At 62.8% G+C, this 13,442-nt stretch carries 12 protein-coding genes; 1 reads left to right on the forward strand and 11 read right to left on the reverse strand.

From position 1 onward, the window contains the following. Window positions 1-2 precede the first annotated feature (2 nt). From EHO51_RS04600 to EHO51_RS04610, 3 genes are all read right to left on the reverse strand, one after another. Window positions 3-1,175, reverse strand: a complete 1,173-nt coding sequence (locus tag EHO51_RS04600) for an ABC transporter permease (protein WP_124737905.1) — start codon at window positions 1,173-1,175, stop codon at window positions 3-5. Next, window positions 1,172-2,284 (reverse strand): microcin C ABC transporter permease YejB, encoded by a 1,113-nt coding sequence (locus tag EHO51_RS04605; RefSeq protein ID WP_018407804.1) that lies wholly within the window; start codon window positions 2,282-2,284, stop codon window positions 1,172-1,174. The genes EHO51_RS04600 and EHO51_RS04605 overlap by 4 nt, the downstream gene beginning before the upstream one ends. Window positions 2,285-2,350: 66 nt before the next feature. After that, the gene (locus EHO51_RS04610; RefSeq protein ID WP_124737906.1) at window positions 2,351-4,261 is read right to left on the reverse strand and encodes an extracellular solute-binding protein; all 1,911 of its coding nucleotides are present in this window, start codon (window positions 4,259-4,261) and stop codon (window positions 2,351-2,353) included. A gap of 147 nt (window positions 4,262-4,408) precedes the next feature. Between EHO51_RS04610 and EHO51_RS04615 the strand changes: the two genes are divergently transcribed. Beyond that, a complete protein-coding gene (locus EHO51_RS04615; protein WP_124740044.1) occupies window positions 4,409-5,857 on the forward strand; it encodes an NAD-dependent succinate-semialdehyde dehydrogenase in 1,449 nt (482 codons plus the stop codon). Here EHO51_RS04615 and EHO51_RS04620 read toward each other — a convergent pair whose 3' ends face one another. The 8 genes from EHO51_RS04620 to trmB all read right to left on the reverse strand — a co-directional run bounded on the left by EHO51_RS04620 (window position 5,858) and on the right by trmB (window position 13,331). Beyond that, a complete protein-coding gene (locus EHO51_RS04620; RefSeq protein ID WP_124737907.1) occupies window positions 5,858-7,366 on the reverse strand; it encodes a bifunctional metallophosphatase/5'-nucleotidase in 1,509 nt (502 codons plus the stop codon). Window positions 7,367-7,674: 308 nt separating this feature from the next. After that, entirely contained in the window at window positions 7,675-9,150 is a 1,476-nt protein-coding gene (locus EHO51_RS04625; RefSeq protein WP_124737908.1) for an ammonium transporter, read from the reverse strand. A gap of 32 nt (window positions 9,151-9,182) precedes the next feature. Continuing rightward, window positions 9,183-9,521 (reverse strand): P-II family nitrogen regulator, encoded by a 339-nt coding sequence (locus EHO51_RS04630; RefSeq protein ID WP_029649519.1) that lies wholly within the window; start codon window positions 9,519-9,521, stop codon window positions 9,183-9,185. 351 nt (window positions 9,522-9,872) lie between these two features. Further along, window positions 9,873-10,748: an acyl-CoA thioesterase gene (locus EHO51_RS04635; protein WP_124737909.1), complete on the reverse strand. Its 876-nt coding sequence runs from the start codon at window positions 10,746-10,748 to the stop codon at window positions 9,873-9,875. A gap of 14 nt (window positions 10,749-10,762) precedes the next feature. Beyond that, window positions 10,763-10,987 carry a Trm112 family protein gene (locus tag EHO51_RS04640; RefSeq protein WP_026222882.1) on the reverse strand — a complete coding sequence of 75 codons (225 nt, stop codon included), beginning with the start codon at window positions 10,985-10,987 and terminating at the stop codon, window positions 10,763-10,765. Between the two features lie 14 nt (window positions 10,988-11,001). Continuing rightward, entirely contained in the window at window positions 11,002-11,670 is a 669-nt protein-coding gene (locus EHO51_RS04645; protein ID WP_124737910.1) for an LON peptidase substrate-binding domain-containing protein, read from the reverse strand. 16 nt (window positions 11,671-11,686) lie between these two features. Continuing rightward, window positions 11,687-12,580, reverse strand: a complete 894-nt coding sequence (gene trxA / locus EHO51_RS04650; RefSeq protein WP_124737911.1) for a thioredoxin — start codon at window positions 12,578-12,580, stop codon at window positions 11,687-11,689. 67 nt (window positions 12,581-12,647) lie between these two features. Further along, the gene (gene trmB, locus EHO51_RS04655; RefSeq protein ID WP_124737912.1) at window positions 12,648-13,331 is read right to left on the reverse strand and encodes a tRNA (guanosine(46)-N7)-methyltransferase TrmB; all 684 of its coding nucleotides are present in this window, start codon (window positions 13,329-13,331) and stop codon (window positions 12,648-12,650) included. Window positions 13,332-13,442: the final 111 nt, after the last annotated feature.

Below are 13,442 nucleotides of genomic sequence, written 5' to 3' on the forward strand. Positions count from 1 at the left end.
CGTCACCGGAAATTCTTCCTCGGGTCGAAGGCGTCGCGGACCGCTTCCCCGACAAAGACCAGAAGCGACAGCATCAGCGCGATGATCGCAAAGCCGGTCAGTCCCAGCCATGGCGCCTGGAGATTGGACTTCGCCTGCAGCAACAGTTCGCCGAGCGAGGGCGAGCCCGGCGGCAGGCCAAACCCCAGAAAATCCAGCGCGGTAAGCGTGGTGATCGACGAGTTGAGAATGAAGGGCAGAAACGTCAGCGTCGCCACGGTGGCGTTCGGCAGCAGGTGCTTGACGATAATCTTGAAATTGCTCAGCCCAAGCGCACGCGCCGCGTTGACATATTCGAAGTTGCGCGCGCGCAGGAACTCGGCGCGGACGACATGCACCAGCGACACCCAGGAGAAGAGCAGCAGGATGCCGAGCAGCACGAAAAAGCCGGGCGTCAGGAAGGATGAAATGATGATGAGCAGATAGAGCTGCGGCAGCGACGACCAAACCTCGATGAAGCGTTGGAACACAAGATCGACGCGCCCGCCGAAGTAGCCCTGTATGGCGCCTGCGGCGACGCCGACGATCGACGAGATCGTCGCCAGGATCAGTCCGAACAGCACCGAGATGCGAAATCCATAAAGCAGGCGCGCGACGACGTCGCGGCCCTGATCATCGGTGCCGAGCCAATTATATTCGAGCGCGGCGCAGCCGCGATTGATCTCGCCGGGCCGCAGTCCTTTCGCCGCGGCGATCTCGCATTGCTGCTGCGTCAGCATCCAGGTCGGCGGCGAGGGCGCGGGCGTCGGCAACTCCAGATTATGCGTGTCATAGGAAAAGCGAATTGGCGGCCAAAGCATCCAGCCATGCGCTTTGATTTCGTCGGCGATCACAGGGTCGCGATAATCGGTGCGGGCCAAAAAGCCGCCGAATTTATCTTCGGGATAGGACACGAAGGCGGGGAACAGCAATTCGCCCTTATACCAGGCCACAATCGGCCGGTCGTTCGCGAGGAAATTCGAGCCGAGCGCCATAATGAACAGCGTCATGAAGATCCAGAACGACCAATAGCCGCGCTTGTTCGCCTTGAAACTGTCGAGGCGTCGCCGGTCGAGCGGCGTGAGCCGCAGCCAGCCCTCGCGATGAAGGGGCGGGGCGAGATGCGTTTCGGCGTCGGCTGCTGCGCTCACCGTCATACCTCGCGCGTTTCGAAATCGATGCGCGGATCGATCCAGGTATAGGTGAGATCGGAAATGAGGTTCACCACAAGTCCGAGCAGCGCAAAGATGTAGAGGTTGGCGAAGACGACCGGATAGTCGCGATTGACGATGCTCTCGAAAGACAGATAGCCCAGCCCATCAAGCGAAAAGATCGTTTCGATCAGCACCGAGCCGGTGAGAAAGGCGTGCACGAAGGCGCCGGGAAAGCCGGCGATGACGATCAGCATGGCGTTGCGAAACACATGTCCATAGAGCACGCGCCGCTCGGTCAGGCCCTTCATGCGCGCGGTCTGAACATACTGCTTGCGGATCTCGTCGAGGAAAGAGTTTTTTGTCAGAAACGTCTGCGTTGCGAAGGCCCCAAGCGTCATCGCGGAGACGGGCAGAATGATGTGCCAGAGATAGTCTTTCACCTTGCCAAACAGCGACAGCTGCCAGAAATCGTCCGAGGTCAGGCCGCGCAGCGGGAAGATCTGCCAGAAGGAGCCGCCGGCGAAGAGCACGATCAGCAGCATCGCAAAAAGAAAACTCGGAATGGCGTAGCCGACGATGATGGCGTTGGACGTCCACATGTCGAATTTCGTTCCATCGCGCACCGCTTTGGCGATGCCGAGCGGAATTGAAATCGAATAGGAGAGAAGCGTCATCCAGAGGCCGAGCGAGATCGAGACGGGAAGCTTTTCTGCGATCAGCTTGAGGACGCTCTCGTCGCGAAAGTAGCTGCGCCCGAAATCGAACATCGCATAATTCTTCACCATCAGCAGGAATCGCTCCCACGCCGGCTTGTCGAAGCCGAACTGCTTTTCGAGCTCCGCGATGAATTTCGGGTCGAGCCCCTGCGCGCCGCGATATTTCGAGGCGGTTTCGGCGGCCATCGTTCCGGTCTGGCTGGCGCCGCCCTGTCCGACGTCGCCGCCCCCGCCGGAAAAGCGTCCGGTTGCGCCGACGTCGAAGCCTTGCAGTTGCGCGATGATGCGTTCCACAGGACCGCCCGGCGCGAACTGCACGATGACGAAAGAGATGAGCATGATGCCGAGGATCGTCGGGATCATCAGCAGCACGCGGCGGGCGATATAGGCTCCCATTAACGTCTCGCGTTCTTTTGCATCGGCCGCATTTTGGCTCCCGACGGACGGCGCCGGGAAATCCCCTTAGCGTCCCGTGAAGTTGATTTTTTTCGCCTTATCTTCGTCCCACCACCAGGTCCACAGCACGCCGGTGTCGAACTTCGGCGGGCGTTCGGGCTGGCCGAAGAGATCCCAATAGGCGAAGCGATGCACCGGATTATACCAGTGCGGGACCCAATAGCGCTGCGCGCGCAAAGCGCGGTCGAGCGCACGGCTGCAAGTGACGAGCTCTTCGCGTGTTTGCGCCTGGAGCGCTTTTTCAACGAGCGAGTCGATCGCCGGATTGGAGACCCCCGGCAGGTTGCGCGAGCCGGGCACATTGGCGGTCTTCGAACTGAAATACGCGCGAAGCTCCTCTCCGGGGTTCCAGCTCATCATCAGCACGTCATGAACGACGTCGAAGTCGAAGTTTTCAAGTCGCTGCTTGTACTGCGCGGCGTCGACGACGCGGATGTGGGCGTTAACTCCGAGCAGCTTCAAATTCTTGATGAAGGGCTGGGTGTGCCGCTCGAAGACATTGGAATTGTCGAGAAACTCAAATTCCAGCGGCGATCCGTCGGGCAAGCATAGAACGCCATCCTTGCGCGTGCAGCCCGCCGCGACGAACAGATCATTCGCCTTTTTGAGCAGGACGCGATCCTGACCCGTGCCGTCGGAAATCGGCGCGACGAAGGGCTCGCCAAAAACTTCCGCGGGCAGATCAGCGCGAAAGGGCTCCAGCAGCGCCTTTTCCTGTTCGCTCGGCAAGCCTTTCGCTTCAAGCTCGGAGTTCTCGAAATAGGACGAGATGCGCTTGTAGGCGTCATACATCAGGTTGCGGCTTGTCCATTCGTAATCGAAGGCGTAGCCGATCGCTTCGCGCACCCGCGGATCCTTGAACATCTTGCGCCGCGTGTTGAAGAACCATCCCTGGATCTGCGGAATATTGTTGTTCGGGGTCGTGGTTCGCTTGACGCGCCCGTCCTTGAACGCCGGAAAATCATAGCCCGTCGCCCAAACGCGCGCGATGTTTTCCTCTCGTTCGGTGAATGCGCCGGCCTTGAAGGCTTCGAAGGCGACCTGGCTATCGCCGAAATATTCGAAGCGCACGACGTCGAAATTGGCCTGACCTGTCGTGATCGGCAGATCCTTCGCCCAATAGTCGGGATTGCGATGATAGGCGATGTAGCGGCCCTGCTCGAAGGCGCCGACCTTGTAGGGCCCGGAGCCGAGCGGCGGCTCCATCGTTGTCGCTGCGAAGTCGCGGTCCTTGTAATAGGCGCGCGAAAAGATCGGCTGACCCACGACGCTGAGCGGCAGATCGCGCGTGCGATCGGGCGCGAAGCGCAGCACGAGAACGTCGTCGGCCTCCGCTTCGGCGCTTTCGAGGTCACGCAGCATCTGGCTGATGACCGGATGGCCCTTGCTCTTGAGAATGTTGAGGGAAAAGGCCGCGTCATGCGCCGTGAGCGGCGAGCCGTCGTGAAAGCGCGCCTCTTTACGCAACAGAAATGCGTAAGTGAGCTTGTCGGGCGAGATGCGCACCTTCTTGGCGACAAGGCCGTAGTAGGCGTCGCGTTCGTCGAGGCTCTGATTCATCAGACTGTCGAAGACGAGCGTCATGCCCGTCGCCGGATTGCCCCGCAGCACATAGGCGTTGAAACTGTCGTAGGTCGAGCTTGCCGGCGACAGCGCCAAGGTCCCTCCCTTGGGGGCTTTCGCATTCACGTAGCCGAAATATTTGAAGTCGGCCGGCTCGGCAAGGTCGCCAAAAGTCGAAAGGCCGTGGCTCTCGGTTTCGCCCTGGGCGAGCGGGCCGAAGCGGTTGGAGGCGGCGGTCGGCGCTCCGGGCTTGGCCAGCACGCGCGGTGCGATCAAGGCGGCGGCGCCGGCGCCGATAACAGAGCGACGGGACAGGCGAATGCGCGTCAGATCGACGATTGTGGAATGAGCCAAATGTGACCTCAGGCGGCGGCGGGCGCTTGCCCATGAACCGCGATTATGTCGGTTTTTTTGCGGGTTCGCGAGCGGCCCGTTAAGGACCGTCACGCCGCTTTGGCCCTTTGTAGCAAAAATGCGCGACGCGCGCCCAGGGGAAGTCGAATGAACTCTGTCAGCCTAGGCCTTCGCGAGCAAGCATTCGTCGGCGGCGTTTGGGTCGGCGCCGACAGCGGCGCAACCTTCGCCGTCAATAACCCGGCGACAGGCGCGGTCCTCGGCCAAGTTCCCGACATGGGCGCAGCCGAAACGCGCAGGGCGATCGAGTCCTGCGCGCGGGCGCTGCCAAGCTGGCGCGATCGCGCCGCAAAAGAGCGCGCTCATATCATGCGCCGTTGGTTCGGGCTGATCATGGCCGATCAAGAGCGGCTCGCGCGCATCATCACCGCTGAAATGGGCAAGCCGCTCGCCGAAGCCCGCGGGGAAATCGCCTATGCGGCGAGCTTCATCGAGTGGTTCGCGGAGGAGGGCCGGCGCATCTATGGCGACGTGATACCGGGTCCGACTGATCGTCGCCTGCTGGTCTTCAAACAGGCGATCGGCGTAACGGCGGCGATTACGCCGTGGAATTTCCCCTCCGCCATGTTTGCGCGCAAGGTCGGCGCGGCGCTCGGCGCCGGCTGCACGATGGTGGTGAAGCCTGCTGAGCTGACGCCCTTCTCCGCGCTGGCGCTGGCCGAACTTGCCGAACGGGCCGGCGTGCCCGCCGGCGTGATCAACGTGGTGACGGCGAAGGACCCGGCGCCGGTCGGGCTCGAATTCACGCAAAATCCCCTCGTGCGCAAGCTGACCTTCACCGGTTCGACCGAGGTCGGGAAAATCTTGCTGCGGCAGGCGGCCGAGAACATCCAGAAATGCTCGATGGAGCTTGGCGGCAACGCGCCGCTGATCATCTTTGAAGACGCCGATCTCGAGCGCGCCGTCGAAGGCGCGATCGCCACCAAATACCGCAACAGCGGTCAGACCTGCGTTTCGGCGAACCGCATCCTCGTGCATGCGTCGATCGTCGACGTCTTCGCCGAAAAACTCGCGGCGGCGGCTGGCGCGTTAAAGGTCGGCGAAGGGACTGAGGCGGGCGTCGCCATCGGTCCGCTGATTGAAGAAGCTGCGGTCGAAAAGGTCGAGCGTCACGTCGCCGACGCCGTCGCCCGCGGCGCAAAGGTTCTCACCGGAGGCGCCCGCCATGCGCTCGGCGGCGCTTTCTTTCAGCCGACCGTGCTCGCGAATGTGCCGGCCGACGCGCTCATCTTCAACGAGGAGACCTTCGGTCCCGTCGCGCCGCTGATTTCCTTTGATAGCGACGCTGAAGCGGTGCGTCTCGCCAACGCCACGCCTTACGGTCTCGCCGCTTACTTCTACAGTCGCGACGTCGCGCGCGTCATCCGCGTCTCCGAGCAGTTGGAATTCGGCATGGTGGGCGTCAACGAGACGCTGATCTCGACCGAAGTGGCGCCATTTGGCGGGGTAAAACACTCCGGCCTGGGACGCGAAGGATCGCGCTACGGCGTCGATGACTACATCGAAATCAAATATGTCTGCCTCGGCGGACTTTGATCATTCGATCCTGATGCGGCCGTCGACGACGGGCGCAATCACGCGGGTCTTTTCGACCGCGTCGATGATAACGTTCGTCAGCAGCGGACCCTCGAGGTCGCTGACCAGCGGTTTCCCTCGCGCAAGCGCGACATAGCCGTCCTTGCCGCGCGCCAGGAAGTCGATCGTCGCAACTTTGTAGAGCTTCGTGTCGTCGAGCGGCTTGCCGCCGATCTCGATCGAAGCCAGCCGCGAGCCAGGAACCGCGTCGCGCCGCACGACAATGCGGGCGCCGGAAATCTGCGCGAATCGCCCCGCGTCCTTGCCGATCAGCCAAACGGCGTTTTCCAGCGCCGCGCGAAGATCGGCGCCTGTAAGCGCCAGAGTCACCAGCTGATTGTTGAACGGCAGCTCCCTGGCGATGTCCTTGCGCGTCAGCGTTGTCCCAGGAGCATAGCTGCGATTGCCGCGAATGCCGCCGCCGTTGATGATGGCAACGTCAGCGCTGGCGGCGGCGCGCATCGTATCGGCGAAAAAGTCGCCGATCGCGGTTTCTTCACCGCGCACGCTCGCCTTTCGGCTGTCGAGCGGCGTCTTTGCGAGTCCGATATCGACGTCGAGCGCCTTGTCGACCTCGGCTTCATATTGCGCGACGCGCTCCGCAATCGCGGCGTCTGGCGCCACGTCCGCCGTGTCGATGATGCGGAACTTGGGCGTCCAGCGCTTTACGCCATCGTCGGCGATCCGCATCTCGACATCGATCGCGACGAGATTGACGCCGTCGGCCTGTGTCTCGCCGACGGCGGCGCGGCCGTCATAGGCGACCAGAAGATTGTGGTCATGTCCGGACAGAACAATGTCGATCGGCCCGAGTTTCGCCAGGCGCAGATCGTCCTGCCATTCGGAATGCGTGACGACGACGACAAGATCGGCGCCGGCGTCGCGCAGCGCCTGCGCCTCGCGCTTCGCCGTCTCGATCGCGGGCAGAAGTTTTAGGCTTCCGGGACTGGACCGTCTCGCGGACTCGTCGTCGGTCAGACCAAAGACGCCGATCTTCACCCCGTCGACATCGATGATCTTACTGTCGGCAAAGCCGGGGAGGGCGCGGCCGGAGGCGTCGCGCAGATTCGCGGCGAGCAAGGGGAAGGTCGCTTCGCCCATGCGCTGGCGAAAAACCGCTTCGCCGAAATCGAACTCGTGATTGCCGGGCGTGAACACGTCAACGCCGATGCGATTGAGGAGCTCGACGATATGCGCGCCCTTATCGACGCTCGAGGTGAGCGAGGGCGACAGCGTGTCGCCGGCGTGCGCGACGATGACGTTCTTCCTTTTCGCGCGCTCGGCTTTCAGCCCGCCGGCGATCCGGGCGAAGCCGCCGCGTCCGTCTCTCTCAGCCATCTCGTAGATGTCGCTGAAGACGACGAAGGTGAGATTGACGACGCGTTCGGCGGCGCGGGCGGAAAGAATCGGGATCCCGAGCGCGACAGCTAAGAAAAGAAGGAAAACGCGCCGATTAACAAACCGCGACATAGGCCAGCCCTGATCCGATTGGAAACGCGCAATCTGCCTGCCCTCGATGACGAGGGCAATACGTCTTGGTGGGAGGCGAAATCCCTCCCCTTGACGGGGAGGGTGGTTCGCGAAGCGAACCGGGTGGGGTGACTTGCGCCGGGGGGAACCGTAATCACCCCCACCCGCGCCGCTTCGCGTCGCGACCTCCCCGCAAGGGGGAGGTATGCCGCCCTTCTTCTCCAGTCCCTCGCTTGGGAGCCAGCGCATCTACACAAAAAGAAACGGCGCCCGTGGGCGCCGCTTCGCATCGTGTCAGGAGACTAAACTTAGTAGTTGTAAGCGCGCTCGCCGTGGTCGGTGATGTCGAGGCCTTCGCGCTCTTGATCAGGCGTCGGCCGCAGTCCGACGATGAGATCGACGAGCTTGTAGAGGATCGCCGATCCGATGCCGGACCACAGGAGAGTCGCGACGACGGCGATTCCCTGCGCTTTCATCTGCGCCATCATGTCGTAGGTTCCGGCGAAGGTTTCCAGATTGGTGTAGTCGGTGATGCCGACGCCGCCGAGATCGGGACTGACCAGAATACCGGTCGCCAAGGCGCCGGTGATGCCGCCGATGCAGTGCACGCCGAAGACGTCGAGCGCGTCGTCATAGCCCGCCATCTTCTTCACGAAATCAACGAAGAAGAGGCAGATCGGCGAAACGGCGAGGCCAAGGACGATGGCGCCGACCGGGCCTGCATAACCCGACGCCGGCGTCACCGCGACGAGGCCCGCGACCGCGCCGGTGATGAGGCCGAGCATTGACGGTTTGCCCTTCACCAACCACTCGACGATCATCCAGGAGAGCGCCGCAGCCGCCGTCGCCACCATGGTGTTGACGAAGGCGAGCGCCGTCGTGCCGTTCGCCTCGAGATTTGACCCGGCGTTGAAGCCGAACCAGCCGACCCACAGTAATGAGGCGCCGACCATCGACAGGGTGAGCGAATGCGGCGGCAAGGCTTCTTTGCCGTAGCCGATGCGCTTGCCGACGATGATCGCGCCGACGAGACCGGCGATGCCGGCGTTGATGTGCACCACCGTGCCGCCCGCGAAGTCCAGCGCGCCCTTGCCGGCGAGCCAGCCCACCGCGGCGTTGATCTCGTCGATCTTCGCCTGCGCGGCCGCTTTCGCCGCTTCGTCGCCCGCCGCGGCGAGTTGGGTCGCAGCATCAACGAGCGCGTTCGGATCGGCGACGCCCCACACCCAATGCGCGATGGGGAAGTAGATGACCGTCACCCAGAAGGCGACGAACAGCAGAACGGCCGAAAATTTCATGCGCTCGGCGAAGGCGCCGATGATCAGCGCCGGGGTGATCATCGCGAAGGTCATCTGGAAGACGAAATAAGCATATTCCGGAATGACGTGGCCGGGGGTGAAGGTCGCCGCATTGGAGGCGGCCGTCACGCCCTTGAGAAACAGCTTGTTGAAGCCGCCGATATAGTTGCTGAGCGAACCGCCGTCGCCGAACGCCAGCGAGTAGCCGTAAACCGTGTAGATCACGCCGACGAGGGCGACGATCGCGAAGGTTTGCGACAGGATTGACAGCATGTTCTTGGAGCGCACCAGGCCGCCATAGAACAGCGCGAGGCCCGGGATCGACATCATCAACACTAAGAGCGAAGACGTCAGCAGCCAGGCGGTGTCGCCGGGATTGGGGGTGGGATCGTTCGCGGCGAAGGCCGGAAACGCCAATGATGCCGAAATCGCCGCTCCCGCGATGACCGAAGCGACAGATGCGCTTCGAGGCGAAGGAAGTTTCATGTGTAAAAGCTCCTGATGTTGCGGGGAGGCGATCAAAGCGCGTCCGTGTCGGTTTCGCCGGTGCGGATGCGAATGGCGCGTTCGAGCGGCGTGACGAAAATCTTTCCGTCGCCGATCTGTCCGGTGCGCGCGGTGTTGGAGATTGCCTGGATCACCTGATCGACGAGGGCGGCGTCGACGGCGACTTCGATTTTTAGCTTTGGCAAGAAACTGATCGCATACTCTGCGCCGCGATAAATTTCCGTATGTCCCTTCTGACGTCCGTAGCCCTTGACCTCAGTCACGGTAAGGCCGTGCACGCCGATGTTGGTCAGCGCGTCGCGGACCTCATCGAGCTTGAACGGCTTGATGATCGCTGTGACGATTTTCATCTGCCAATCCTGTTGGTTATCGACCTCGTTGGCGAGCGTCGCTCGCGTGACGGCGGCGTCTCTTTTTTGCAATTCGCGGGGAGGACGCCGCCGCGTCGGCGACTTGCCGCTTTCAAATGCCATGCCAGCCGCGCTGACGCCTGAAATTTACTGGCCGGAAGCGTAACTGCTGTGACACCGACTGCGCCGCAGCTTGCAGCGGGTTGGCTCTTGCCTTTGTCCGCCTCGACTATGCGCGAGAGTATGCGGCGGCCGCGGTTCGCCAGAGCGCTTTCGCTTAGGGCGCCGCCCGCCGGTTATTCGCTTAGAAATTACGCAGACTTTGGTATGCTGCCTAAAATGTGTGCAGTATTAGGATCGCGCCGAGTCGCGCTGGCGCACCAGGCCTTCCTGACTCACCGAGGCGACGAGGCGTCCCTCGCGGGTGAAGATCTGCCCGCGCGTCAAGGCGCGCGCGCCGCCGGCCCACGGGCTTTGCTGCGCGTAGAGCAGCCATTGGTCGACTCGCAGCGGCCCGTGAACCCACAGGGCATGATCGAGGCTCGCCACCTGAATCTTCGGATCGAAGATCGTAAGCCCGTGAACCAGCAGCGCCGTATTGAGCAGCGTCATATCGGAAAGATAGGCGAGCAGCGCTGTGTGAATGGCGGGGTCGTCTGGGACCGCGCCGCGCACGCGAAACCAGATCATCTGGCCGGCTGCGCGACGTTCGGGAAAGAATACGTCGTCGGGCGCGACGACGCGCATGTCGAGCGCGCTTCGCCGCTGCAGCCAGCTCTCGGCCTGTTCCGGAAGGAAGGCCCGAAAACGTTCGACGAGCGCATGCATGTCGTCGAGACTCTCTGGGTCCGGCGCGTCGGGCATGGGGGCGGCGTGGGTAAGACCTTCTTCTCGCCGCTGAAACGACGCCTCCATTGAAAAGATCGTGTGTCCGCGCTGCGTGGCGTTACAGCGCCGCGTCGTGAAGCTCTTGCCGTCGCGCACGCGTTCGACGGCGAAGTCGATTGGAATCGAGGGATCGCCGGCGAGGACGAAATAGCCGTGCAGTGAATGAACGGGGCGGTCTTCGGGCGCCGTCCGCGTCGCGGCCACGAGCGCCTGAGCCACGGCCTGACCGCCATAGACCTGACGGCCGGAAGAGGCCGGGCTATGGCCGCGGAAGAGGTCTGGTCCGAGCTCCTCGAGATCGAGAAGCGCCGGAAGCTTTGATGGCGCGGTTTCGTCCATAGCGGACGAGCCGGTCAGTCGACCTGGCGCGCCTCTTCCGGCAGCATGATCGGAATGCCGTCCCGGATCGGATAGGCGAGCCGCGCCGAGCGCGAAATGAGCTCCTGGCGCGCGCTGTCATATTCGAGGGTCGTCTTGGTCAGCGGACAGACGAGGATTTCGAGCAGGCGCGGATCAATCCGCGTCGGCTCCGCAGGGGACTCAAATCTCTCGGCGCCGGAATCGCGTTCGTCAGTCATGGTCGTCAATTTCCTCAATGCCATTGCGGCCGGTCGCCGTTTCGTTGCGCGAGATCGAGCTTCGCGAGCGCGATAAGCGTTTCCGCGCGGGTTTTCAGATCGATGGCTTCGATCAGCGCCTGCTTGTCGTTGGCGCCGAAGGGACACATCATCGCGAGCGCGTTGACGAGCGTTTCCGTCGGCGCCGCGTCTATGCTCGCCCAGTCGACTTCAAGTTTCGAACATTCGGCGAAGTTGCGCAACATTGACACCATGCTTTCGCGATCGACCGCGTCGGCGCCGGCGCCCGTCGTCAAATCCTCTATGAATTCGTCATATCCGACCTGACACTGCCGGTATTGCGTTCGAACTTTAAGCTCCTCGAGCACGCGAAACCGCGCCACGCCGGTGAGGGTGACGAGATAGCGGCCGTCTCCGGTCTCGGCGAGCCGCGTGATCCGTCCGGCGCAGCCGACATCATAGAGCTGCGTCGCTTCGCCGACGGTCTCGTCGCCCGGCAGCGGCTGGATCATGCCGATCAGGCGCGCGCCGGCGATCGCGTCGTCGACCATTGCGAGATAGCGCGGCTCGAAAACATTGAGCGGCAGTTCGCCGCGCGGCAGCAATATGGCGCCCGCAAGCGGAAAGAGCGGTAGAACCCTCGGCAATTCGTCGATGTCGGCGTAGGGACGGTTCAGGCTCATATCGGCGAACGCCTCCCTAGGAGTAGAGCAGCGTGGACAACCGCCGCCGTGCATTCACGGCCGCCTTATCCATCGGCCCCCACGCCTCAAAAAACAGAATGAGCTGCTTTCTTGCCCCATCGTCATTCCAACTACGGTCGCGGCGGATGATTTCAAGCAGCGCATCCGCCGCTTCATCGCGCAGTCCTTTGGCGTTGAGCGCGAGCGCAATATCGAAACAGGCCTGCAGGTCGTTTGGATTGCGATTGACGCGATTTCTCAGTTCATCGAGTTCGCCGAGATCCTGGGCCTGTTGGGCGTTCTGAAGCGCCGCCCCAGCCGCCGCGACGCCGCTGTCGCGGCGTATGGCGTCGGGGAGGGCGTCAAACAGCGCCCCGGCATCATCGAAGCGTCCTGAGTCGATATAAAGACGCAGCAAGCCAGCTGCGGCCCTGGCGTTGGGCGGTTCGCCGCCGGCGAGTTCGCTCAGCAGCGATTCCGCGCCGGCGAGATCGCCGTCCGCGATCATCGCCTGCGCGGCTTCGAACGCATCGCCCACGTCATCGATCGGGCCGATGAGCCGTTCCAGAAAGCCCTTGATCTGACTTTCGGGCAGCGCGCCGACGAAACCATCGACCGGTCGTCCGCGCTGAAACGCCACGACGGCTGGAATCGACTTGACGCCAAGCTGATCGGCGATCAGCGGATCGGCGTCGATATTCATTTTGACGAGCGCGATCTTGCCGCCCGAGGCGGCTGCCAGACGCTCGATGACGGGCGCGAGCTGGCGACAGGGGCCGCACCATGGCGCCCAAAAATCGACGAGCACGATCTGCCGCATCGAAGCGTCAAGAACGTCGGCGCGGAAACGATCCGTGGTCGTTTCGACCGGCGTCGTCGGCGCCTTAGCCATTCCCGCCGTCTCAACCATGCGCTTCTCCCCTAGTCGCCATCGTCGGCCGTGTGATTTTGTGAAGGCTTTGCAGCTTGGAGGCGGCTCAGTGCGGCGCCCGGACGAAGGTCAGATAGACCGGATTGCGGCCTTCGGCCATGGCTTTGGCTTCATATTTGGTTCGGGTCCAGCCCGGCCATGGCGTTCGCCAGTCCTCCGCGCGCTGCCCGCGCCAGCGGAAGGCTGGGTGGGCGCGCAGCCGCGCCAAGGTCCAGGCGGCGTAATCGTCGATATCCGTCGCAAAGCGCAGCTCCGCGCCCGCATGCATCGCCCGCGCCAGACGGTCGAGATTTTCACGCGCAACGAACCGCCTCTTGCGCTGGCGCCTCTTTGGCCAGGGATCTGGGTAAAACAAATACACGCGCGACAGGCTGTCCTCTGGCAGCCAGTCGAGCACATCTGCGGCGTCGCCTTGATGCAGGCGGATATTCGTCAGTCCACGCTCGTCAATCCGGGCGAGGAGCTTCGCCACGCCGTTGAGGAAGGGCTCGCAGCCGATGAATTCAACCTCGGGGCTGTCGCTTGCCGCCGCAATCAGATGTTCGCCGCCGCCAAAGCCGATCTCGAGGCGCCTTTCGCGGGCCGTAGGCTCCGGCGGCTGCGCAAGGTCGAGCGACAGACGCGGCAAGAGCTCGTCGATCAGAGCCGCCTGACGCTTTCGGAGCGCCTTGCCTTTCGAGCGGCCATAAAGACGGGCGTGAGCGCCGCGTTGCTGAGAGGTCTCGCTCATAAGCGCTAATTGGCCGCGATCATTTGGAACGTCGTCCAGTTTGTGGCGCTGGCTTGCACCTGCGTCACAAACAGAGCCATCTCGCGACGGACAGAACATTTCCCCGCTGCG

The sequence above is a fragment of the Methylocystis rosea genome, from assembly GCF_003855495.1.
Lineage (GTDB): Bacteria > Pseudomonadota > Alphaproteobacteria > Rhizobiales > Beijerinckiaceae > Methylocystis > Methylocystis rosea_A.